Annotated in this window: 29 protein-coding genes; 13 read left to right on the top strand and 16 right to left on the bottom strand. The window is 47.3% G+C overall.

Translation table 11 applies throughout. From position 1 onward, the window contains the following. Nucleotides 1-6: 6 nt before the first annotated feature. From ON05_RS33540 to ON05_RS33490, 11 genes are all read right to left on the bottom strand, one after another. Nucleotides 7-309: a hypothetical protein gene (locus ON05_RS33540; RefSeq protein ID WP_010478820.1), complete on the bottom strand. Its 303-nt coding sequence runs from the start codon at nucleotides 307-309 to the stop codon at nucleotides 7-9. A gap of 83 nt (nucleotides 310-392) precedes the next feature. After that, nucleotides 393-677 carry a hypothetical protein gene (locus ON05_RS33535; RefSeq protein WP_010478822.1) on the bottom strand — a complete coding sequence of 95 codons (285 nt, stop codon included), beginning with the start codon at nucleotides 675-677 and terminating at the stop codon, nucleotides 393-395. A 92-nt stretch (nucleotides 678-769) separates the two neighbouring features. Beyond that, nucleotides 770-1153 carry a DUF4326 domain-containing protein gene (locus ON05_RS33530; RefSeq protein WP_010478825.1) on the bottom strand — a complete coding sequence of 128 codons (384 nt, stop codon included), beginning with the start codon at nucleotides 1151-1153 and terminating at the stop codon, nucleotides 770-772. A gap of 449 nt (nucleotides 1154-1602) precedes the next feature. Continuing rightward, nucleotides 1603-1902, bottom strand: coding sequence for a hypothetical protein (locus ON05_RS33525; protein ID WP_010478827.1), 300 nt, complete (start codon nucleotides 1900-1902; stop codon nucleotides 1603-1605). After that, the gene (locus tag ON05_RS33520) at nucleotides 1902-2417 is read right to left on the bottom strand and encodes a hypothetical protein (RefSeq protein ID WP_010478829.1); all 516 of its coding nucleotides are present in this window, start codon (nucleotides 2415-2417) and stop codon (nucleotides 1902-1904) included. The genes ON05_RS33525 and ON05_RS33520 overlap by 1 nt, the downstream gene beginning before the upstream one ends. Beyond that, nucleotides 2401-2982 (bottom strand): hypothetical protein, encoded by a 582-nt coding sequence (locus ON05_RS33515; protein ID WP_010478831.1) that lies wholly within the window; start codon nucleotides 2980-2982, stop codon nucleotides 2401-2403. The genes ON05_RS33520 and ON05_RS33515 overlap by 17 nt, the downstream gene beginning before the upstream one ends. Nucleotides 2983-3091: 109 nt before the next feature. Then, the gene (locus ON05_RS33510; protein ID WP_010478833.1) at nucleotides 3092-3463 is read right to left on the bottom strand and encodes a hypothetical protein; all 372 of its coding nucleotides are present in this window, start codon (nucleotides 3461-3463) and stop codon (nucleotides 3092-3094) included. Next, on the bottom strand, nucleotides 3460-3978 hold the full coding sequence (locus ON05_RS33505; RefSeq protein WP_010478836.1) for a hypothetical protein: 519 nt from the start codon (nucleotides 3976-3978) through the stop codon (nucleotides 3460-3462). Before ON05_RS33505 ends, ON05_RS33510 begins: the two co-directional genes overlap by 4 nt. Continuing rightward, nucleotides 3959-4306, bottom strand: coding sequence for a hypothetical protein (locus tag ON05_RS33500; RefSeq protein WP_010478838.1), 348 nt, complete (start codon nucleotides 4304-4306; stop codon nucleotides 3959-3961). The genes ON05_RS33505 and ON05_RS33500 overlap by 20 nt, the downstream gene beginning before the upstream one ends. A 121-nt stretch (nucleotides 4307-4427) precedes the next feature. Continuing rightward, on the bottom strand, nucleotides 4428-4688 hold the full coding sequence (locus tag ON05_RS33495) for a hypothetical protein (protein ID WP_010478841.1): 261 nt from the start codon (nucleotides 4686-4688) through the stop codon (nucleotides 4428-4430). 92 nt (nucleotides 4689-4780) lie between these two features. Next, nucleotides 4781-4963, bottom strand: a complete 183-nt coding sequence (locus tag ON05_RS33490; RefSeq protein ID WP_010478842.1) for a hypothetical protein — start codon at nucleotides 4961-4963, stop codon at nucleotides 4781-4783. Nucleotides 4964-5280: 317 nt separating this feature from the next. Between ON05_RS33490 and ON05_RS33485 the strand changes: the two genes are divergently transcribed. The 9 genes from ON05_RS33485 (at nucleotide 5281) to ON05_RS33445 (ending at nucleotide 10236) form a co-directional block, all read left to right on the top strand. Next, nucleotides 5281-5517 (top strand): helix-turn-helix transcriptional regulator, encoded by a 237-nt coding sequence (locus ON05_RS33485; protein WP_010478845.1) that lies wholly within the window; start codon nucleotides 5281-5283, stop codon nucleotides 5515-5517. Next, entirely contained in the window at nucleotides 5514-5807 is a 294-nt protein-coding gene (locus ON05_RS33480; RefSeq protein ID WP_010478846.1) for a hypothetical protein, read from the top strand. Before ON05_RS33485 ends, ON05_RS33480 begins: the two co-directional genes overlap by 4 nt. Nucleotides 5808-6006: 199 nt before the next feature. Continuing rightward, entirely contained in the window at nucleotides 6007-6345 is a 339-nt protein-coding gene (locus ON05_RS33475) for a type II toxin-antitoxin system RelE/ParE family toxin (protein ID WP_010478848.1), read from the top strand. 3 nt (nucleotides 6346-6348) lie between these two features. Beyond that, entirely contained in the window at nucleotides 6349-6648 is a 300-nt protein-coding gene (locus tag ON05_RS33470; protein ID WP_010478850.1) for a DNA-binding protein, read from the top strand. Between the two features lie 175 nt (nucleotides 6649-6823). Then, nucleotides 6824-7222, top strand: coding sequence for a DUF4259 domain-containing protein (locus tag ON05_RS33465; protein ID WP_010478852.1), 399 nt, complete (start codon nucleotides 6824-6826; stop codon nucleotides 7220-7222). Between the two features lie 84 nt (nucleotides 7223-7306). After that, nucleotides 7307-7735, top strand: a complete 429-nt coding sequence (locus ON05_RS33460) for a hypothetical protein (RefSeq protein WP_029315552.1) — start codon at nucleotides 7307-7309, stop codon at nucleotides 7733-7735. Nucleotides 7736-7781: 46 nt separating this feature from the next. Next, entirely contained in the window at nucleotides 7782-8024 is a 243-nt protein-coding gene (locus ON05_RS33455; protein ID WP_010478856.1) for a hypothetical protein, read from the top strand. 174 nt (nucleotides 8025-8198) lie between these two features. Next, entirely contained in the window at nucleotides 8199-8576 is a 378-nt protein-coding gene (locus ON05_RS33450; RefSeq protein WP_010478858.1) for an AbrB family transcriptional regulator, read from the top strand. A gap of 292 nt (nucleotides 8577-8868) precedes the next feature. After that, the gene (locus tag ON05_RS33445) at nucleotides 8869-10236 is read left to right on the top strand and encodes an IS1380 family transposase (protein ID WP_010478859.1); all 1368 of its coding nucleotides are present in this window, start codon (nucleotides 8869-8871) and stop codon (nucleotides 10234-10236) included. 410 nt (nucleotides 10237-10646) lie between these two features. On the opposite strand, the gene ON05_RS33440 is transcribed toward ON05_RS33445, so the two are convergent. Then, on the bottom strand, nucleotides 10647-11087 hold the full coding sequence (locus ON05_RS33440) for a DUF29 domain-containing protein (protein WP_039781642.1): 441 nt from the start codon (nucleotides 11085-11087) through the stop codon (nucleotides 10647-10649). On the opposite strand from ON05_RS33440, the gene ON05_RS33435 reads away from it, so the two are divergent. Further along, nucleotides 11082-11600 carry a double-stranded RNA binding motif domain-containing protein gene (locus tag ON05_RS33435; RefSeq protein ID WP_262562637.1) on the top strand — a complete coding sequence of 173 codons (519 nt, stop codon included), beginning with the start codon at nucleotides 11082-11084 and terminating at the stop codon, nucleotides 11598-11600. The genes ON05_RS33440 and ON05_RS33435 overlap by 6 nt on opposite strands. Nucleotides 11601-12038: 438 nt before the next feature. Here the strand turns inward: ON05_RS33435 and aac(3) are convergent, their stop codons facing one another. Beyond that, nucleotides 12039-12842: an aminoglycoside 3-N-acetyltransferase gene (aac(3), locus tag ON05_RS33430; protein WP_010478870.1), complete on the bottom strand. Its 804-nt coding sequence runs from the start codon at nucleotides 12840-12842 to the stop codon at nucleotides 12039-12041. 234 nt (nucleotides 12843-13076) lie between these two features. On the opposite strand from aac(3), the gene ON05_RS33425 reads away from it, so the two are divergent. From ON05_RS33425 to ON05_RS33415, 3 genes are all read left to right on the top strand, one after another. Then, nucleotides 13077-13688, top strand: coding sequence for a hypothetical protein (locus ON05_RS33425; protein WP_010478872.1), 612 nt, complete (start codon nucleotides 13077-13079; stop codon nucleotides 13686-13688). 239 nt (nucleotides 13689-13927) lie between these two features. Next, nucleotides 13928-14593, top strand: coding sequence for a hypothetical protein (locus tag ON05_RS33420; protein ID WP_029315553.1), 666 nt, complete (start codon nucleotides 13928-13930; stop codon nucleotides 14591-14593). A gap of 146 nt (nucleotides 14594-14739) precedes the next feature. Then, nucleotides 14740-15021: a cell division protein SepF gene (locus ON05_RS33415; RefSeq protein WP_039781646.1), complete on the top strand. Its 282-nt coding sequence runs from the start codon at nucleotides 14740-14742 to the stop codon at nucleotides 15019-15021. A gap of 29 nt (nucleotides 15022-15050) precedes the next feature. On the opposite strand, the gene ON05_RS33410 is transcribed toward ON05_RS33415, so the two are convergent. From ON05_RS33410 to ON05_RS33400, 3 genes are all read right to left on the bottom strand, one after another. Continuing rightward, nucleotides 15051-15953: a hypothetical protein gene (locus tag ON05_RS33410; protein ID WP_010478875.1), complete on the bottom strand. Its 903-nt coding sequence runs from the start codon at nucleotides 15951-15953 to the stop codon at nucleotides 15051-15053. Nucleotides 15954-16093: 140 nt separating this feature from the next. Continuing rightward, nucleotides 16094-18004, bottom strand: a complete 1911-nt coding sequence (locus ON05_RS33405) for a transglycosylase domain-containing protein (protein ID WP_029315554.1) — start codon at nucleotides 18002-18004, stop codon at nucleotides 16094-16096. A 220-nt stretch (nucleotides 18005-18224) separates the two neighbouring features. Further along, complete coding sequence (locus ON05_RS33400) at nucleotides 18225-20486, bottom strand: ATP-dependent RecD-like DNA helicase (protein WP_262562634.1); 2262 nt, start codon at nucleotides 20484-20486, stop codon at nucleotides 18225-18227. Between the last annotated feature and the right edge of the window lie 66 nt (nucleotides 20487-20552).

The following is a 20552-nucleotide window of genomic DNA, read 5'->3' as shown; positions in this document are numbered from 1 at the left end:
TTACCGTTAAAGTTCGATATAGGTAACGGCAAATGCACCATCCACATCCGCCTTACAGGTCTTAAGGCAAGTGCAGTTACAGTCCAGTTCATCTGGCTCTAAGGAAACTTCAACCCAAAACTCATGGCAGATCTGATGGGCTTCAGCCGGGATGTCTGGATCATATTCAGCGTTGACCGCCTGAGCAAAAGTGGCTGGCTCATAATGACCCATAGCAAAGTAACCGAGCAGGTCACCCATCCAATCACAGTCCACTTCCCGCAACTCCAAAATCTCGATTGAGGCTGTCAATGGTTCAAGGCATGGCATGATTTACCTCCTATTTGAGTGATGCGATTTTTCAGATGTTCAAAAGTGAGTCTTAGGCCGACATCGGCGTGGAAGGTCACGTCTTACGCCCCTGATGAGAGAGCGGCAGGTCGAGGGGCAAGAGTTACGACTTTTGCTCGTTGCTCAGAGCGTTCCTTTTCTTCCAGTCGCATTAGCCGTCTGCTCAACTCTGGGGTGGGAAAGATTCCTCGTGATGCCCCACAGTCCCGGCATAGCCACCAGATGTGGTTGCCACCTGTACGACGCAGGGGAATGATTTGGTAGGCAATTGCCACTTTATACTCGTGACAATCGCAGCATTGTTTAACGGACGGCTGATAGAGCCGCCGCACATTACGGGTAAACATGTTACGTTTCTCCTAGAATGTTTATTGGTTTTAGCTGAGGCGATTCTCTCTAACCGTGGGTCGCCTCTTTGTTCGATTGGTTCACTACAGACCTACCTGCCAGCTTCCTTGTGCTTCCACGCCAGGTAGGACTTAATGACATCGCCGTGGCAGGCCAAGGGAGCGCACCAGCAGAGCAACTTCACTTCTGGCATGGCCTCCAGCTTGGCTAGCTCTGCCATCACTTGAGTACGATTGGGGCGCTTCCACATGCCTGAGACCTGGACGTTGTACTTTTCAGCTAGCCCTGAAACCACATCAACGGGATTGGCTCCCAGGTTGGCGACTTCATGGAGGTATTCACGGAACGCTGCGACCACTGCCATTCGCTCAGATTCATGGAACATATGAAAGGGATTACCAAGGACGCTGGCACGGTCGCAGCGGTAGCCCTTGACATTGCGATTGTGGCGAAGATTAACGACGGTGATTGTCATAATGATTTTCCCAAAATAAAGCGGGAATCAAGGCTATTTTAATTGCCCTAATTCTTCATAAATACAGCAGTCATGAAAATGCAGAAATGTATAGATAGTAAGGATTATCTTGGTGAACGTGATAGATTTGTAGGTATGAAACAGAAGCATCTTATGCTTTAGTCGGGGCAATTTTCCTGACTATGGATTGCCCTTTTACTCATTCGGTTAGACTAATTTGTTAAAACCCAAAACATAGAATCTGAGACTGTGTTAAATTTCATTCAGATTGTATGAACAGCAATCATTTGAGGGCGGTCTAATATACTCCAGGTCGCCCTTTTCCATACTGCTTTGTCATTCTTCGCCTCAAGTTGGGCATCCTCACTAATAGAAGGGTGAGAATAGATAATTCCATCGCTTCACCAAAAAAGTGGATCTCGACAGCTTCTCCTTACCGAAGCTGTTTTTTATTTCAAGCTCCCCTCACACCAGACCATCCAAGATGCCGCCAACTGGCAATCGGTGACATCATCCGGTAACTCTGCCCAGAACAATTCGAAGGCTTGCTGAGCCTGCCAGTAATAAGCGAAATACCCCTCACGCACCGACCAGTTGCACAACAGCAAATTGCGGAGAAACAGAGCTTGGAAGGGATGAAGGCGACCGGGATAAACCGGAAGCCCCTCATCCTCACAGAAGCCCTTGATATCCTCCCGGCAATACTCCGTCAGGTTCTTCAGGGATTGCCAGTCGATGATCGGATTCATCACTCACGCTGAAGCTGCGCCACATTATCCTTGGCTCGTCTAGCGACCTCCCGCCAGTTCGTTTGCTCGTCCCATTGCGTTCTGACCTTCTGACCCATCAGCCACACAGCGCAGAACAGCACTTTCTCTTCATCAGCGGGGACGGCCTCAATGGTGATGGGGTAGCGGAGATGTTCCGGTGTCAAACTTGCGATCGCACTCAAGAATCCCTTCGTAAACGTGGACTCAGAACCCGCTTCCAGAGTACAGGGACGATGAGCCATCATCTTAAACCTGAGTTTGGTCTTGGGTTTTCCTTTGTACTCGGTCTTGATAAATTCAATACTTTGGAGATAACCCGTGAGGGCAGGGTAAGGGAGTTCTTCCGGTTGGGAAGCTTGATTAAGGGTATACCAAGTATTGGTATTGGCCCGATTGCAGAATATCGCAAGGCCACTGGGACTTTCACCAAATCCGAGGGGTCGGACATGGGCTTGCTGTTGGGGTGGGGCTTGGGGCCTATCTTGGGTTTGCATCATTAGTGGCCTCTTGATGAAGGGGTAGAGTGAGGGATTCTAGGAGTCCTGGCAAGCTCTCATTGGCAGCAGCCAGAAGATCAGGGGGAATCACTTGGAGCGACTGCTGAGAGAAACCCCAGACCAGGATAGATGGGTCCATCCGTCCAGCCTTGGCAAAGGCAATCGCTTGCTCTATCGACAGCACACACCAAGCATTCTCAGGATGAGTTGGTGGGACTAGGGGCAGGACTGGCAAAGCAACATCGGGGGTGATGTGTGATGCTGCTAGCAGTTCAGTGATACTTCGCACTAAGGCGACCTTGCCAGATTGCGAGAGGTCTTGGATTAGGTTGATGCACTGCTCGAAAGTACTAGAAGTACAAACAGCTAAATCCACATCCACAGATCTAGGTTCGTAGCCTCCATACAAAGAAGCGATACTAAGGGCCGCAAGTTCGTCCTGGGAAAGATTCGGGGCGATTCTTGAGATCTGTTCGAGGATGGGGCGATCATCGGGGTTGATACTGTGGCTGACAAGGTTGACTGGGCTTTTGAGGGTGAGTGGTGGGATTGATACGGTCATAGGATTTTCTCCAGATATGCGAAACCCCCAGCGAATCAGCCAGGGGAATTAATAGGTGTGAAATCAATTAATAGGTGTGAATTGAGTGGGGATAATTAGGTACTTCCTTCTACCTTTTGTCATCAATTGAGGACTGGAGAAAAGTATCTGTATCTACAGTTGAAAAAGTTAGGTTTTGGAAACGACCCGTTCCAATTTCAACTTCAACTTCAATGCCTTTCTCTTTTAAGTCCTGAACAATAGCCTTGCCCACTTCAAAGGCGCTTTGTGGTTTCGATACTTTAAAGTTCCAGTATTGAATAGATGATCCGGGAATTAACTCAAAACATTCGTTTCTAGTAAGCGTCTGTAGCTCATCAACAATATCTAACTCAGGAGTTGCTCCAAAAACGACTTTTAGGACATCATCTCGGATAATTGTCACGCATACCTTTCCAGATTTGCTAGCTAAAGCCTTTTGTAGGTTAGTGAGCTTCTTCATAATTCGGTCTCAAAGATAAATGGCACGCCATTTTTTATAAGTCCAGGTAATCGAATCACATCTATTGCCTGGACATCCGTCAATGGTCCAGTTTTTCTCTGCAATTGAATAGGTGCCATATGCTTAAAAGTCTTCACCTCTAATGGGTTACGCTCAGACAGATCCCCCATGATTAATTCCTTCGCCGTATCAGAGGGATGCCATTGCCACCACCATGAAGGCTCTAAAGGATCTCCGCTGGCATAGGTCCATCCTTCTGGTTGAATGTCCATTGGGGCAACAATTCCATCCAAAGGGCCAATCCACAAGCGGGAGTATGCACCTGCATAAAGTGCTAGCTTGGCAATATCTTCAGTTCCAATGACCTTTAGTTCGCTTTTTCGGCGATTGCACCACGGTAAATCATCATACTCAAGTGATGGGGTATAGCGGATGACTGTCTTATTTACTCCTGAAGGGTGACTAATGCGGAGCTGTTGATCCAAATACCATCTCTCAACCTTGATGCGTTTCATGTTGTGCCTCCATGACCTCATCATAGTGGGTTGAAGCATTGTATGAAGTATCAACAAGGTCCACCTCTTCGCCATCTTCAGAAAGCATTAGATATGAGGCCCCTCGCTGGTGTGCCCACTCTATTACCCGTTGCATAGCTGAGGAGTAATCCGCGAAATCCGACTGCCGATACTCATCTTCTTCAGATATGAGGACAATCAACCCACAAGCTAGGCAGTGAGAGGAGTAGACGAGAGCTTTCCCATCAGATGGTTTGGCTTCTAAGAGTCTGTGTACATCGTCCTGGGTGATTTGAGAGATCGCAATTTGTTGAATATTTAGCAGCATAATAAAATACCTCCTTTCCAGGGGGTTCCTTTGAAAAACTGCAGGGACGGAGAGAGGGTATAGCAAAATCCCCTGGTTCACTTACCAGGGGATTTTGGAAGTATTGGGGAAAAGGATGGGGTTAGAGATTCTTTTTAGAGGTCAACAGCTTGATGATGTCTTGTTGACCTGTCTCTAGGCGCTCAACCCGGACATTCAAATCATTCACTGCAACCTCAAGTCGATCTAACCTTGGGGCAACATCCGTGGCGATGACTGAGTGGATAACGAATACAAGGACTGCGCCAAAGGTGGTTAGTACAGCAAGGACTGCCAGCGTTATCGTTGCAATCTGTGTGGCGGTTTTTAGAAATGGGTTGTGATCGTTAGTCGTTGATGTCATGAATCGATCCTAGCCTAAGTGACAGATTTATCGTTAATCAGCTCCCGCTGCGCCCCAGTCAGGACCAGGGCGCGGAATAAGAACGGAGTGAGCTAGTTATCCTCTGGATGGGTATCTGGTACGCAATCCTTAGAATCCCCAGAATCAATAGTGTCGTGAGAATAGCCATCTTGGAAAAAGGCTAGAATCCAGTTACCGGAAACAGCTTTATTTCGCTCAGACATCTCAGCATCAGTCCAGGGTTGCCAAGCCTGGGTCATCGGATCGTTTAGCATTGGCTAATACCTCTTTGTAGGTGTGCAAGAGAGCCGCTGAAGTTCTTGCCGGAAGTGCAGCGGCTCTCGTCAATGAAAGTTTTTTGAATCGTCTCTAGTTTTTAGCCTTAGAAGGCATCGCCTTACGGTCGCGGCACCAGCTTCAGGTGGTTGCTAGCAGTTGGGGGAAGGTCGCTGTCGCCCGGTCTTTGGTTGTGGTGGAAGCCTTTCTTAAGGCGCTTTCCTTTTCCTTCGGTATGCTCTGATAATACCACGATACTAATATCATGTCAACATGAAACTGATATCGTGTTATCGTTGGATAGTACGATGGAGTTATGAAAGTGATTACTAAATTGCCAGAATTAATGGAACAGGTGGGGATTGACCAAAAAACCCTCTCTGCTCGAACCGGGCTTAGTCCGACTACGGTTGGAAAAATCTATCGCGGACATTTTGACCGGATTGATAACCATACCGTCACCCAACTTTGCAAATACTTTGGACTGAAAACAATTGCTGACTTGGTTGAAATTGACTGGGAACCTGATGACGTTGAGGGAGTTCAAATATGACTGCTAGCCAACCGGATCGACTGGATCGCATTGAACAAATGCTTGAACGCTTGGTTAATATTCAAGACAATCAGCAACGTTCCATTGAAAGTGTTCTCCAAGTGCAGGAAAAGCAACAATCTGCCTTTGAACGTCTCATGGAAGGGCAACTGGGATTACAAGCTCAAATGGGTGTGTTATCTGAAGCCATGCTAGAGACTCGTGAAGAAGCAAAACAACTTAAACGTGCCGTTGACTATCTTCTTTCTAGAGATGGAGAAATAGGCCGAGGGGGAAACCCAACGTCTTAGAAAGTACTAAGAAAAGTAATCAGAAACTACAACCCTATCCTTGGACTTATCCTAGGAATTTCTGGGGTCTGCCTCTAGCGCTTAACCAGGCTATCGAGGAATTTTGAGAGGTAGTAGCATCAGGGATACATTCGCGACCTAAAAGTTGAAGATGTCCATTACTGTCACATTTATGCGACACTCATAAATAGGAGGTAGCATGAATCAACAGCAGTGGGACATTCAAAAATATGTCACGGTTGCTGGTCAATGCCCTTTTGATGAATGGTTTGATAACCTTGATCCTAACTCCCAAGCAAGAATTGATGTTCGGCTAGATCGGCTGAGGTTAGGAAATTTTGGGGATCACAAGCAGGTAGGAGCAGGGATCTATGAATTGCGATTCTTTTTCGGTCCAGGCTACCGACTCTATTTTGGCAAGATGAAGGGGCAAATCATTCTCTTACTCTTGGGAGGGTCCAAAAAACAGCAAAACAAGGATATCAAAACGGCACAAAAGCTATGGGCTGCTTACAAAGATGAACAAGGAGGAGCTTAGACGATGCCCGTAAAAAGCTATCAAGATGACCTACTGATCAGACTTTCGAATTCCGATTATGCCGCAAGATATCTGAAGATTGCTCTCGACGAAACCCTTGAGGACGGCAATACAGAGGCGTTCTTGCTGGCACTCAAGAATGTGATCGAAGCCAAGGGCAATGTCAAGGATATTGCTACGGCAGCCGACATCACACGTCAACATCTTCATCGATTGTTATCAGGCAATGGCAATCCAACTTTGGAGACATTGGCAGCGATCTTGAATGCGGTGGACCTTTCAATCGACTTTAAACCTAATTGACGAAGCGACCTCTAGATGTGAAACCAGCATTTAAAATCTTTGGGGTTTTTCGTGCCTAGCCCGAAAAAATCATCATTCGTTATTGTCTTGCCCCATAACTGTCCAACCCCTGCACCCTTGGCTTATCCTCTTTCCTCACGGTAAATTGTCCCTGGAACTCACCAGGGGATAAGCGATGAGCATATGGGGACCAGGCAGCTTCGAGAATGACGACGCATTGGACTGGATGGCTGAACTGGCCGATTCAGATGACGACAATCCGATCATTGATGCTCTAAACACCGTCATCGACCAAGCAGACGAGTCCCCAGAAGCCCCTGATTGTGCGGTTGCCATTGCAGCGTTGGAGGTTGTGGCTGCATGGATGGGAGAACCCTCTGACGATTGCCCAGAGGAGGTAGAGGTATGGGTAGAAGGACGGCCAGCCCCACCCGCAACAATGATTTCTCAAGCGAGATATGTTGCCGAAGCCATTTCAGAAAAGTCTGAACTCAAAAAGTTGTGGAAGGATTCAGATGATTTTGAACTATGGCAAACTTCCGTGAATGATTTGCTAGGCAGGTTGCTTTACTGAAGGGGACAAAATTAACAAACCAAGCTGTTTGACACAACGCAAAATCTGATAATTTGTCATCAACCCTCTGATTAAATCATCACCATGTCACAGCAATCTGAGTCCCCACAATGGCAACCCATTAGGGTGATGCACGAGTGTATTCCGATGGTCGATGGCATGTTGGAGGAGGTGCAAAGCCAGCACAACAATATGCTGGAAGCCCAGAAGAAACCTCATACGATGGATGATGCCACCATTCAAAGGGTCATTGACGTTTACTCTGAGCAGCATGAATTCTTGTGGGTTTATCGGGAGCAGTTCTCTCGCTGGAAACAGGAAAGCCCCACACCTCAACAGTTGAAGGATATCAACAGGCTTGAGCAGCAGGTGGATAAAATTGACCAAGCGCTCACGGGCATTCTGAACATTGCAGACGACATCAAGGGTAAAACCATCGACAGCATTCTAGGTAAAAGCGACATGGAGCTGGCTATGGACGTACTGATGGGAAATCTGAAGATGCCCGAGTAGGGTTGCTAGCATGTGTTCAGATGATTGAACTGGGGAGATATTCCAAATGCCCAGCACTCAAGAGCCTATCAAAGGTATTCCTCTGAAGGACAAGCCAGAGGGGATATCTCGGTGTGGGATGTCTCATGCAACGATTGCTCAGCATCTGTTCACAAGTCAGTGGTATGAGCTATCTTCGAACGGGCAGGTCATTGGTTCGGCTCTGGACTTGGACTTTTACAAACAGGATGCTACTCAAGGGCAAAATTCTGGGTCTACGGTTAAAACCAAGGAATTATCGAATGTTTAAAGCTGAGTTACTAACAGAATCGTTCATCCTATTTTAGTTGAAGCTTCTTATGTAAAAATTCGATATCCGATATCATCCTGACTAATAGGGTCGGTTATCCGCTTACCACAAACCAAAAACTCTATGTAATCATTTAGTGGTTCAAGTGATGCTGCCAGAGAGATTTTTTAACCCATGCCGAGAAAGAAAAAGCAAGCTAAACCCTTAACAGGAAAAGACTTAGTAGCAAAAGTCAAACAACTGAGTGATTACACTCGTGAGGAAAAAGCGAAAGCTTGCGGATACGTTTCTAATGACAAAGGTGGCTCTGAACGAATTAAAACTATCGCGTTTCTCAATGCTCTATTGGATGCGGAAGGCATCGATTTAGATAGCCAACCTCCTAACGGAAATGGCAATGGTGGGCGCAAAGCCAGTTATAAAGTCAGTGTGCAGACCAATGGCAATATTTTGGTGGGTCGTACTTATACCCAAGAATTAGAACTTGAGCCTGGAGATGAATTTGAAATCTCGGTAGGTCGCAAGCATATTCATTTGACCAAGGTTGCTTAGTCCATTGAAGTGCTGATGCAACAAACTCCCCTGTATGGTCTTATGCTGGGGAGTTTTTGTTAGTTATGAAAAACCCAGCCAAACCTGGGGCTGGGAATTGCAAGAGTAAGTCAGACCACCAGAAAAGTGGCTATCTTTTTCTATATTAGTCACATATAAATCTTGGTGCGTCGTTCTCCAATTCAAGAAGAACTAGCCTGGATTATTCACGAGGTATTTGAGTGTCATAGAGAAAAGAGCTTGAACCATAGTAGACTCAAGCTCTCCAAGAAATTTATAGCTTTATTGTGCCATGACACCGTGTGACAGTGATGTAACCCTTGACTTCTATCAAGAACATCCGTTATGTGTTCAATTTTCAGACCTTGACTTGAGTTCAGATGTTGGCATTTTACTCGCTGCTCAAGCCGAGTCACGAATCCACATTTGCCAAGATATCGCAGACTGTATTGAAGAATGGCGAGATCCTGACAAACTCACCCACCCCTTGCCTCAGTTAGTGGCTCAACGGGTTTACCAACTCATCGGAGGCTACGAGGATGCCAATGATAGCGATAGTTTACGCCATGACCCCATCTTCAAAATCGCCTGCGAGCACTTGCCTATTCCTGAGTCGAACTTACTGGCGAGTCAACCGACTATCAGTCGTCTAGAAAATCAGGTCACAACTGACCAGACTGCAGCAATGCGTCGTCAATTTATTGACAGGTTCATTGCCAGCTATCCTCACCCCCCATCGACTATCGTTTTAGACATTGATGGTTGGGATGACCCGACTCATGGTGACCAGGAAGGGAGTGCGTTTCATGGCTATTATGGCCAGCATATGTATTTTCCTGTGTTAATCAATGAAGCTCAGAGTGGCTTTCCCTTGGTATGCCAATTGCGTCGAGGCAACTCTCATCCCGGTAAAGCCGTAGCTGGGATTCTGCGTTGGCTGTTTTGGCGTCTCAAACGGGCTTGGCCTAATGTGACTCTTGTGCTGCGTGCTGATGCTGGATTTGCTCTTCCAGAAATACTGACGGTTTGTGAGCGTTCTGGCATTCACTATGCCATTGGCTTTAGCTCGAATGCTGTGCTGAAGCGAAAAATCTCTAATTTACTAGAGCAGGCCCGACTCCAGTATTGTCGAACCCAACAAAAGGCCCGAATATTTGACGATGTTTACTATGCTGCTGCGACCTGGGACTATCCTCGACGTCTGGTGATGAAGGCTGAGTATCTCCCAAAAGGGGCCAATCCTCGGTTTGTCCTGACCAATATGATGCTCAGTCCACAGCAGCTCTACGACACGTTCTATGTTCAGCGTGGTGGAGATAGTGAGCATCCCATTAAAGAACTCAAGCGGGGCATTCAAGCAGACCGACTCAGTTGCCACCGTTTCACGGCAAATCAATTTCGTCTCCTGTTAGCACAGGCTGCGTATTTGCTGATGATTACGTTACGACAGGCTGCCCAGGGAACGGAGTTAGCGACGGCTCAAGTGGAACGTCTACGATGTGCCCTGATTAAAGGGGCTGCTCGGGTCAGAGTGTCTGTTCGACGGGTCCTTGTAGAGCTTGCAACATTTTGTCCCTTTGAAAAAGAGATTCGCTTAATTGCTCAACGTTTATGTGACCCAATGCCACTCACTTTAGACTCGCATCCCATAGGGTCATGAATAATCCAGGTTAGTGCTTCGCTTTGACTGCTCAAGCAATTTCAAAGATTGGCTAGAATCGGATACTCGAAGTGAATGGATTGAGCATCTGCAGCCTTTAATAGCAAGACCAGAAGATATTCAAGCGATTAGCGGAATAGAAACTTGGTTTATACTGCCTCAAAAGCCACACAAGTCTCCGCACCCTCGATACAAAATGGTGCTAGTAACCTGGCTTGGAGTATTTATTGTTCTAGCCATTTTGACGCGGATTATGGCTCCTCTCCTATCGAAGTTACCCCTGCTACTCAGTCAGTTGATTACAACAGGGTTAGTCGCATTGTTACTAACCTATGTTGTGATGCCACAACTAATGAAGCTCTTTCGTCGATGGCTAAAATCTTGATGGCAATCCAGCTAAAGACCTTCGGTTACAGCTCCAATTCCACAGGCTCCTCAAAGATTTGGGCTTTAGAAAAAGGGCAGGCTTGGGGGAGCTGCTTAGGATCAAGGGGGGTTTCTTTGCCAAATAGTAGTAGCCCATCCTCATAACCAATGATGATCGCCTCATCCAGGTAGGGTTTGAGGCTCGGGTTATCTTTTAAGTGGCGGATAATTCTAATCCTCTGCTCTTTGATCGTATAAAACCAACTCTTAGATCGAGCCTCTGGTTGATAGTGCCATTTAAGGAGATGTCCAAGCAGTATACCTAATCGGTTGCAAAGCTCACGCCGTTCCTGCTTACCCAACGAATCAATCTCCTCGATCAAGTTATCGACATCCACTTGCTCCCATTGCTGAGTTTTCAACAGGTCTATTTGACGCTGAGTCCAAGCGTAGAAGTCTTGATCATAGAGAGTGGTGGTTTGCATGAGCATCGATGCACTGTTCTAGACTATTCTATCCAAATCCACTTAAATGCACTATTGGATGTCAACCCCCCAACGAACCTCCAGCCTGACCATCGACCTCACTCCCGAACAACTTGGATTCTTGCCTACCGATACCCTAACGAAGATCCAGAAGACGCACTGATCAAGCTCCTTGATAGCGCCCGAAACCGAGCCATTCGCAGAGCAGAACATCAAGCGAGAGTCCTACACCTAGACCAGGAGCAAGCCGAGGACCAGGAGGAAGACCAAGAGGAATCCGTGAGCTTGTCTGGTGATGTGGTGGAGAATCCGATTGGAGCCTTACAGGAGTTATGCCAGCGTCAGCAAATCTCTATGCCCAGATATGAGTTTGAGGTAATACCGGAAGGATTTCGCTGTTCAGTGCTGGCGATGGGATTGCGGGGTGTTGGTGAAGGGCGGTCGAAGAAGGAAGCGAAGGTGAAGGCTGCGGAGGAGTTGTTGGGGCGGGTTGGGGTAGAGTTTCTGAACTGACGGATTTAGGTTAATAACAGTAGCTAAAACAAAAATAGAACAAAGAGAGAATACAAGTAACCTACTGAAATTAGGAAGCTTGTAATGAGAACTCATCAATACGCTCATAAAAAGCGAGCTTCGAAGTCTTCCCATACTCTTGTTCCTCGACCTTCTGAAGTTCAGTCATCAGAGGAGCCTCAGTCTATTCAGGCAAAGTCTAATGAAGAGGGCATAGCTGAACACGCTGAGCGGCTGAGGAAGTTTCAGCGGCTAGGTCATTCAATGATACAAATGGGGCCACCTCGATCTTGTAATGGTAAGACCAGCTCATTACAACCTAAACTTTGGATACAGCAAAAGCAAGCTGACGATAGGTCAACGATATAGGATTTAAGCATTATCATAAAATCATTCTTCAACATTTCAATCGGTACTGTGAACAAAATGTTGAGGGGCTTAATTGAAGTTCTCTTCCATCCACTGAACCCCAAATTGAGTTAGAGACTGAGCATCCAATAGGTACGATTTTGCCCCGCCGACCTTTCCTGTCTGAGCAGGGTGGGTTGCCAAATAATCTTTGACGATAGTCTCGAAGTAATTGTCTGGCCAGTCCACAATCCCATTAGTCGTATCAAATTCTTCAAAGTCCATCCACACCCGTTGACCATTCTGGAGTATGGGCATTCGGTAGCGATCAATCCACTTATTAGGCACATCAGCCAAATGCTCAGCATGGTGGAGCAGGGTGACGTCACCAATAGGTGAACCCAGCAGAAGCACAGAGCCACTCACCTCACAGAGTTTTGCTAGCGGTGAACCCGGACCATCCCGATATTGCCAAGGCTGTTCGGCTGTGATCCATTGGGCAAGTTCACCCACCGCGACGTATGAGAACGGATGACGGCTCCTATGCGCACCTGGCCAAGTCCGAAGATATTCGGTGAGAATTCCCATTTCTCTCCAATCGGCACGAGACCGAGACGGATCATAGGCTGGGCATTCGCACAGATAGGCTTCTTGCCTGTGTTTGGGCCATCGGGACAAATCGTAGGGATTATCTTCCCAGCTTGCCATCATCATTAAAGTGCCAGAGTCTGTTAGGAGTGACAGAATAGCTGCCAGCACAACATCTGGTCCACCCACAACCCATCCAATATTCCGAACAGAGGAATGAAGCATGATCGTCTGCTTCTTGCAGACTCCTAATTTCTTGAGATCTTGAATCAACTGGCTCTTAGTAATGAGCTGTTTCTTCTTCATGTGGCTCATGATGAAGTTGTTGTCTGAAGCTTAAGATAAATCAAAAGGAATATCTACTGCAACTCGCTCTTGTCCTTCAGCCTTGACCAGAGACAGAGCTAGATCTTAGCGGGAATAGCGCTAACTACACCCATGCTGATCACGATGAGATCTCACCCGTAAGCTTTTACAACAATCCCTCTCCAATCAGTGAGCCTAGTCGATAAACTGGCTTTGTGTAGAGGACTCCCCCCCATGACTTCCCCAATCATCAGCCTTAACCCTAAGCCCATCCCTCAAACCACCCCAGGCCAACCCAAGCCCGCTCCTTCCACACCCAAGCTCTTAAGTAAAACAACCTTCCCAAAAAGAGCACCAGAGGGAACCCGATCAGCCGAGCAAGAACCAAGACACAGGGAGCTGGGAGGAATACGTCGGAGTGTTAGGCGAACTCCCCGATCAGCCAAACCTGAGTACACTCCTAAGACTAAATCCTCAGAAGCTGCCCAGGCTAGTCAGCCGAGAACCCCTAGGATTTCGGCAGAGCTGGAGAGGCGATTCAGGAATCTGGAGTTGGGGCAAAAGAATCTAGTTGAGCAAGTCAGTAAGAGAGGGGAGCTGGAGTATCTGGCTGTAGCCAAGAATGGATCGGGGCAGTACTGGATTACGGTGGCGGGAACGGGGAAGCCTTTCGTGAGGGAATCGTTTGCTACACCGGAATTTTGCTGGGAGTGCGCGGTTGAGATTGAGGAGAACTTTGAGATTGGGGAAGTGATTGAGCTGAGGCCACCGGAGACGATGGAGCGGATCGGGGAGATGGTCGGAGTGTGGTTGGAGCGGGAGCGGGTGAAGGAGATTTGGGGGTGAAGTTACCTTGGTGCTTTGCGCCAACCGTTGGAGATTGCTTCCGACTCAGTACAAAACCATTTTTCTCCCTTCTCTGGGCTGATGACCAAGCGGTCTAAGATCTACTGTGATTGTTAAAAACTCTTGATCTTGTGCCCAGAGATCTCATTATTGCGCATCTGAAAGTTATGGGTTGAAGTTCCGTCTGGTGCTACTGTCAGTAGTAATTCTGGTAATCGTTCTCTCTGACAGCATTATCCATGCCTTCTCAACCTTCTAAAGATAACCAGGGGCCGATCTCAGACCCTATCAACCATTTGATTGATGAGCAGATGGAGCGGATCACCGACCCTAGCCTTCCCCTTATAGAGAAGTTTGGAGAGGCAGCTCGCCAAGTTGCGATCACACTATACGAAGTGGGAGGGAAGGGAATCGTTCTGGGGTTAGAGAGTGCCAGTTCTAAGAAATTCTTTTATGTACAGCAGCAGAGTATAATCCCAGCATTGTGGATGACTGCCGTCTCCTTTAAGCGCAAAGTTGCTCAACAAGTTGATGAGTATGACCCCAGTTACGAAGCAGTGGTGGTCATGGTGGTGTTCCCGACAGCTCAGTTATTTCATGCAACTGCAGCAGAAGATATGGATCTTATAGAGGTCCAAGAAGTGGAACAGACCTCAATCAAATTGCCCTCTGGAGTCAAGATTCGCTCCGAACAACAAGGACAGGTTTTTATCTACAACTTCACGCATCAGAAGTTAGGGAAACTGGGTCGAATTGTCGTCAAACCTCATCGTGGAAATCAAGCTCAAATTGACTACGAGCTAGCTGATACCGGATTTGATCCAAAAGCCAAACAGCGACAGGAAATTTTTGTCCCTCTTGCTCAGGAACTGATGCAGCGAATTGATCTAGGGTTGATGCGGTAGCTGCGGAACTATTGGCTCCTTCTAGTGTCATTGGGAGTAACCGATGAGATACGATCCTAGGCTTGAGCATGTATGAACAGACTGCCTGGAGTATTCACGAAACGTTGAGAATGTGCCTGGACTTGGTCGCAGAGGAGCACTGGTTTATGAACAATCTTCTTCCCTTGCAAGCAATTTCACCCCATATGATCCGTGTGTTTCACCCCCAGTCATTTGAAGATGCTCAAGAAGCAATCAACGCGATGAAAACGGATGATATGCTTCTAGTGAATTTGGCGGCTTTGGAAAATAAGCTGGCTCAGAGGCTAACAGACTACTTAGCTGGTAGTACTTTTGCGCTATCAGGAGAGCGAATGGAGATTGGTAGAGGCGTTTTTCTATTTGCTCCACCATCATTCCTGATCTCAAGAATGATGGCATCTACTTGAGATCAGGAATGATGATACTCTGAAACGTCTCAAGTCTTCTTTTGAGACTTTTGATTCTTAGATGAACCAGATTCTGTTGGCCCAACATTTCTACTCGATTCAAAGACATAGCGCATCTGCTTTTTGGGTACTTTGAGCCAACGATTCTGATCAACACCTCGATACATCAAGGTTTTCATTCTTGCTCGTTCAGCTTTATTTTGCTCTGGGGTCAATTTACCAAACAATATCAAGCTCAAATCATCAGTGTGCATGACTTTCCCAGGATTTTCCTGCATAATCTTTGAGATTGCATCAATCTTGGTCATCTTGTCATAGGGTTTGTTCATCTTCAGAACAGTGGATGAAGAACGTCTTCCTTGTCTCTTAGTTTTCTTGGCCTTGTTCTGAGAAGCTATGTTCTTAGAGGTTGAGGATTTTTTGGATGAAGCTTTTTGAGCAACTTGAGGGGAAGTAGCTTCAGCTTTAGGCTCTACCTTTTGTGTCGATTTTGGTGCAGAGGCTGATTTTTTGGATGTTGGAGATTTTCTTTTCCCGGATGAGGGTGACGCCTTTTGTGCAGCTTTCTTTGGGGTAGCTGTAGCTTCAACTTCCGGTTTTACTGTCCCCTTTGTCTTTGCAGTTGAAACTGGCTTCTTAGGAGTTGCAGACTTCTTCTTTGAAGCAGCTTTTTGAGTAGTTTTCTTAGACTTGGCTTTAGGTTCTACTGTGTTGGCAACTGTTGAGCCTGGTGCTTCTGATTCTATTGAGTTTGCTTCACCTTGAAGGATTGAAAGGATATCAGAGCCTAACAATGGATCTTCAATCAACGTATCTAGAGAGGTGATTTTAGTCTTGAGTTGAATCGTTTGAGCTTCAAGTTCAGCGAGTGTCTCCTGGTAGTGAGTCTTTAGCTCAAGTAGTACTGTGGAGTATTTGTTGTCAGCAGCCATAGTTTGTCGTAGATTAGTGTAGTTTTAGCAAAGGTAAGAAAGCTAACCTATAGCATTCCCAGAATTAACTTCCTTTGTATCTAATCATTAATGGGCTAATTTGGGATTTCTGGGGCGTTTAGAAATTTTTCCCGTAGTACTTAACCCTGGGGTTTGGGGAACTTGGAAGGTGGCTCAAAATACTGAACAGGTGTATCTTTTAACGCCTCACTCATAAACTCTCGCCACACAGGGGCCATCCATCCTCCACCCGTTGCCCCAGACCCAATCCGGGAGTAATTGTCATTGCCAGCCCACACGGCCACTGAAAGTTGAGGCACATAGCCCACAAACCAAACATCCCGCTCGGAAGAAGTGGTCCCCGTCTTTCCAGCTGCGGGGCGACCAATCTGGGCTGCTACCCCCGTCCCTGATTGCACGACGGTTTGCAACGTACTGTTCACGGCAGCAGCAGCCCAAGGATTGAGCACCAACTTGGGTTGTGGGGTATTGTTAATCAACACTTTACCCGTAGGATCTGTGACTTGCAAAATGGCTGTTGTTTTGGACTGCCAGCCATTATTGGCAAAGGTGGCATAGGCTGAAGCCATCTCTACGGGTGTTAAGTCTACTGCCCCTAAGGGAAGTGAAATCACATTGGGGATCGGGCTGGTAATCCCTAATTTGCGACTGACATCTATCACATTCTTGATGCCTACTTTTTGCCCCATGACAATGGCAGGCACATTGCGCGATTGCGCGAGCGCTTGACGAATGGACATCGAGCCCTGAAAGCTGCGGTCGTAGTTTTGAGGCTTATATCGCTGGAGCCCACCATCATTGAAGCTCACGGGAGAGTCTTTAACCATAGAGTCTGGGGTGTACTTCCCTGTTGCAAAGGCTGTGTAATACACCAAGGGTTTAAAGGCCGAGCCAGGTTGTCGATACGCCTGAGTCGCTCGATTAAATTCACTCTTTTTATTGTCCACTCCACCGACAATAGCCTTGATGAAGTGCGTTCTTGGATCAACCGCGACTAATGCCATTTGGTCTGCGGCATAGGCATAGTGTTGATGATTCCTGCGAACGGTCTCCTCAGCGATTTTCTGCATTTTCCAGTCGAGGGTCGTTTGAACTCGGAATCCCCCTCTAACCAATGCCTCTCGACCAAATCTTTCCGTTAATTCTTGAATGACGGTATTGGTAACATCAGGAGCTTGGCTCCGTTGATAGGAGGTAATTTCTCCTAGAGTGATTTTCTCAGCCCGAGCCGCTTCAGCTTCAGCGGGTGTAATCCATTTCAGCTCCTCCAAACGTCCGAGAACGATGTTCTGTTGTTCTTTGGCCAGGTCTAAATCCACAAATGGACTATACCCTTCTGGTGCTTTGATAATCCCAGCCATCATGGCGGATTCAGCTAAGGTCAGATCTTCAGCAGACTTATTGAAATAGCTCCGGGCAGCCGTTTCTACCCCATAGGTGTTATGGCCCCAATACACCTGGTTGAGGTACAACTGTAGGATTTCATCTTTACTGAGTAATTGATCAATTCTCAGGGCTAGCACTGCTTCTGCGAGTTTGCGGCTAAAAGCTCTTTCTGGGGTCAAATAGAGGTTTTTAGCCAGCTGCATACTCAGGGTTGAAGCCCCTTGCACCGTTTGGCCTGCCTGGTAATTGGTGATGGCTGCCCGTAGAATACCGACCGGATTAATGCCGTCATGCTGATAAAAGTTGCTATCTTCAATGGCGAGTACAGATAGTTTTAGGTGGGGCGAGATTTTAGCTAGAGGGACGACCTGGCGATTCTCTTCCTCATGCAAGCCCGTGAGTAACTTGCCGTTGATGTCATAGATATAGGTTGTTTCGTTGGGTGAAAAGCTAGCTAATGAAGTCACATCAGGCAGATCACGATAACTAATCGCTACCCCCATCAGTCCTCCTGCTAAGCCAGCACTTCCTAGGAGGGTCAGGGTCAATATGGTGGTCAAGGTAGCATTGCCTATCCCCCTTAAAAAGAGGGTGGAGGTTGATCTAGAGGAGAAGTCCCGAGGAGAAGTGGCACTAGATGACATGGATGTATGAATGGGCAACCTTAACACACTAAATTTAGAGTGTGAGGTTACTGCTAAAAAATGACTGAGAAGCTTTCTATACCTAAAGTCTGCCCATATTCAACCAAAGCTTTACGCTCGTTCTTAAAGAACCATCATCTCTGCAAAGTAACTCAACAATATGGGGATTTCATGAGTTAGTTAAACAACCCAGAGTATCGATGACTGTGTTAATGATCCGTTAAAGAATTGCGGAAGCTAGTGATTCGTTGGCCTTGGGAACACCTCCCAAACGCCGCTCAAGCAAGGTGTATCGTTGCCTATCTTTGATCTGCCTGACGGCCATGCTGATGGCATTCTTGGGGCCTACGAGAATCGCCAGTTTCTTCGCCCGTGTCAGTCCGGTATAGAGCAAGTTACGGCTGAGCATAATGTAATGCTGCATGTACAGGGGCAGAATGACGACGGGATATTCCGACCCCTGGCTCTTATGGATCGTGACGGCCCAGGCTAAACCAATTTCATTCAAGTCAGCCAAATCGTAGGAGACTGACCGCTCCGCATACTGAACCGTCACGGCAATCTCTTCTACATTGATATCCTCGATCACTCCCATATCGCCGTTGAATACTTCTCGGTTGTAATCATTGACCTGCTGCAGAACACGATCTCCCACCCTGAGTATCAGACCTCCTCTCGTCAACTCAGGCTTATCGGGGCAAGGAGGATTAATCAAAGCTTGCAACACTTGATTGAGTTTACGAGTACCGACTTCGCCCCTCGTCATGGGGCATAGGACTTGCACATCTCGTGCTGGCTGGAACCCAAGTTCAGGGAGAAGATCGTTGATCAGTTCCTGGATCGCTTGCACACCGTTCTCAGGTTCGGGGGCACCTAACCAGAGACAATCTGTTTTGGGCGAAGGACTTACGGATTCCAAGTTGGGAAACTGGCCTTGATTAATGCGATGGGCGTTACGGATGATGTGACTGGCTTGGGCCTGACGAAAGACCTCCGTTAGTTCAATAATGGGAATTCTCCCAGAGGTTATCAGATCTAATAGGATATTTCCTGGTCCCACACTGGGTAACTGGTCTGTATCCCCCACGAGCAAGAGTTGAGTGTTGGTATCAATAGCCTTGATCAGGGAATTGGCTAAGAACAGATCCAGCATGGAGGCTTCATCAATCACCACTGCGTCAGCGGGGATCGGGTTATCTGAGTTCCGTTGAAACTTCATTGTCTTGGGGTCAAATTCCAAGAGGCGATGAATCGTTTTTGCTTCATGACCCGTCACTTCACTGAGGCGTTGCGCGGCTCGACCTGTCGGGGATGCTAATACGATGTCTTTCCCCATTGCTTTCCAGAGCGCTACGATTGTGCGGGTGGTAAAAGTCTTCCCCGTTCCGGGTCCACCCGTAAGGATCACAACACGCTGACTCGCTGCCATTTCCACGGCTTGCTGCTGCTGTTTTGAGAGACTCACATCTGTTTGAGCCATGAAGCGGTCTAACCAAGCCCTTACCCGTTCATTATCGACAACTAGAGAGCTGGCCAGCAGCTGGAGGACTCGTCGAGACAAGTGAAATTCTGCTTGAAAGAAGGGAGGTGCGTAGCAAAGCAGTTTCGTCGAGCCCTCATGGGCTAACCGTTCGACGATTAGCTCAGCATCAGAGATCATGGCATGGATCAGGTACTCCACTTGATCGGGTTTGGGCTGATAGTCAGGGAGAGCTAATCTCTTCACCGCTAGATCAATCAATTCTGGTTGAGGTAAATAACAATGCCCTTCTTCTGCGGATTCACTCAAGACATGTAGTAGACCACTTCGATAGCGGTATTCAGAATGAGGTGAGATGCCCAGACTGCGAGCAATCTCATCTGCGGTCACAAATCCAATGCCATAGACATCTGTTGCCAGTCGATAGGGGTTATGGGTGACGGTTTCAATGGACTCATCCCCATACTGCTTGAAGATCTTGACGGCATAAGTGGTGGATACGCCATGCCCTTGGAGAAAGACCATGACTTCTTTGATTGCCTTCTGGCTATCCCAGGCGGTCTGAATCAGTTTGACGCGCTTTTTGGCGATGCCAGGAACTTCAATCAATCGTTCAATATGGGTTTCAATAATATCGAGGGTATCTAGCCCAAAGTGAGCTACGATGCGTTTTGCCGTCACGGGACCCACGCCCTTGATTAAGCCACTGCCGAGGTATTTCTCAATGCCCGTGAGAGTCGCTGGCTTTGTTTCCTTATACTGTTTGACCTGGAATTGAGGACCGTACTTAGGATGGTCTCGCCATATCCCCTGTAGTTGAAGTGTTTGGCCTGCTTGGATATTGGCGAAGCTGCCCACGATGGTAATCAATTCACGGGTCCGTGGTGCTTTGAGGCGGGCAACGGTATAGCCCGACTCATCAGAATGGAAGGTCAATCGCTCCACAACCCCTTGTAGTTGTTCAATGGGGGGAGACCCTGGATGAGCAGAACTACTGGGCATGGGTAGCTACCTTAAGGCTTGATGCTTGGCTTCTTTACAGCAATATACTCCTGAAAGGTCGATGTT

Source organism: Acaryochloris sp. CCMEE 5410 (assembly GCF_000238775.2).
Taxonomy (GTDB): domain Bacteria; phylum Cyanobacteriota; class Cyanobacteriia; order Thermosynechococcales; family Thermosynechococcaceae; genus Acaryochloris.
This window is presented reverse-complemented; position numbering and strand designations above follow the sequence as displayed.

Coding starts and splice junctions, on each gene's coding strand:
- ON05_RS33540 (WP_010478820.1), bottom strand. CDS start 309: ATGCCATGCCTTGAACCATTGACAGCCTCAATCGAGATTTTGGAGTTG.
- ON05_RS33535 (WP_010478822.1), bottom strand. CDS start 677: ATGTTTACCCGTAATGTGCGGCGGCTCTATCAGCCGTCCGTTAAACAA.
- ON05_RS33530 (WP_010478825.1), bottom strand. CDS start 1,153: ATGACAATCACCGTCGTTAATCTTCGCCACAATCGCAATGTCAAGGGC.
- ON05_RS33525 (WP_010478827.1), bottom strand. CDS start 1,902: ATGAATCCGATCATCGACTGGCAATCCCTGAAGAACCTGACGGAGTAT.
- ON05_RS33520 (WP_010478829.1), bottom strand. CDS start 2,417: ATGCAAACCCAAGATAGGCCCCAAGCCCCACCCCAACAGCAAGCCCAT.
- ON05_RS33515 (WP_010478831.1), bottom strand. CDS start 2,982: ATGACCGTATCAATCCCACCACTCACCCTCAAAAGCCCAGTCAACCTT.
- ON05_RS33510 (WP_010478833.1), bottom strand. CDS start 3,463: ATGAAGAAGCTCACTAACCTACAAAAGGCTTTAGCTAGCAAATCTGGA.
- ON05_RS33505 (WP_010478836.1), bottom strand. CDS start 3,978: ATGAAACGCATCAAGGTTGAGAGATGGTATTTGGATCAACAGCTCCGC.
- ON05_RS33500 (WP_010478838.1), bottom strand. CDS start 4,306: ATGCTGCTAAATATTCAACAAATTGCGATCTCTCAAATCACCCAGGAC.
- ON05_RS33495 (WP_010478841.1), bottom strand. CDS start 4,688: ATGACATCAACGACTAACGATCACAACCCATTTCTAAAAACCGCCACA.
- ON05_RS33490 (WP_010478842.1), bottom strand. CDS start 4,963: ATGCTAAACGATCCGATGACCCAGGCTTGGCAACCCTGGACTGATGCT.
- ON05_RS33485 (WP_010478845.1), top strand. CDS start 5,281: ATGAAAGTGATTACTAAATTGCCAGAATTAATGGAACAGGTGGGGATT.
- ON05_RS33480 (WP_010478846.1), top strand. CDS start 5,514: ATGACTGCTAGCCAACCGGATCGACTGGATCGCATTGAACAAATGCTT.
- ON05_RS33475 (WP_010478848.1), top strand. CDS start 6,007: ATGAATCAACAGCAGTGGGACATTCAAAAATATGTCACGGTTGCTGGT.
- ON05_RS33470 (WP_010478850.1), top strand. CDS start 6,349: ATGCCCGTAAAAAGCTATCAAGATGACCTACTGATCAGACTTTCGAAT.
- ON05_RS33465 (WP_010478852.1), top strand. CDS start 6,824: ATGAGCATATGGGGACCAGGCAGCTTCGAGAATGACGACGCATTGGAC.
- ON05_RS33460 (WP_029315552.1), top strand. CDS start 7,307: ATGTCACAGCAATCTGAGTCCCCACAATGGCAACCCATTAGGGTGATG.
- ON05_RS33455 (WP_010478856.1), top strand. CDS start 7,782: ATGCCCAGCACTCAAGAGCCTATCAAAGGTATTCCTCTGAAGGACAAG.
- ON05_RS33450 (WP_010478858.1), top strand. CDS start 8,199: ATGCCGAGAAAGAAAAAGCAAGCTAAACCCTTAACAGGAAAAGACTTA.
- ON05_RS33445 (WP_010478859.1), top strand. CDS start 8,869: ATGACACCGTGTGACAGTGATGTAACCCTTGACTTCTATCAAGAACAT.
- ON05_RS33440 (WP_039781642.1), bottom strand. CDS start 11,087: ATGCAAACCACCACTCTCTATGATCAAGACTTCTACGCTTGGACTCAG.
- ON05_RS33425 (WP_010478872.1), top strand. CDS start 13,077: ATGACTTCCCCAATCATCAGCCTTAACCCTAAGCCCATCCCTCAAACC.
- ON05_RS33420 (WP_029315553.1), top strand. CDS start 13,928: ATGCCTTCTCAACCTTCTAAAGATAACCAGGGGCCGATCTCAGACCCT.
- ON05_RS33415 (WP_039781646.1), top strand. CDS start 14,740: ATGAACAATCTTCTTCCCTTGCAAGCAATTTCACCCCATATGATCCGT.
- ON05_RS33410 (WP_010478875.1), bottom strand. CDS start 15,953: ATGGCTGCTGACAACAAATACTCCACAGTACTACTTGAGCTAAAGACT.
- ON05_RS33405 (WP_029315554.1), bottom strand. CDS start 18,004: ATGTCATCTAGTGCCACTTCTCCTCGGGACTTCTCCTCTAGATCAACC.
- ON05_RS33400 (WP_262562634.1), bottom strand. CDS start 20,486: ATGCCCAGTAGTTCTGCTCATCCAGGGTCTCCCCCCATTGAACAACTA.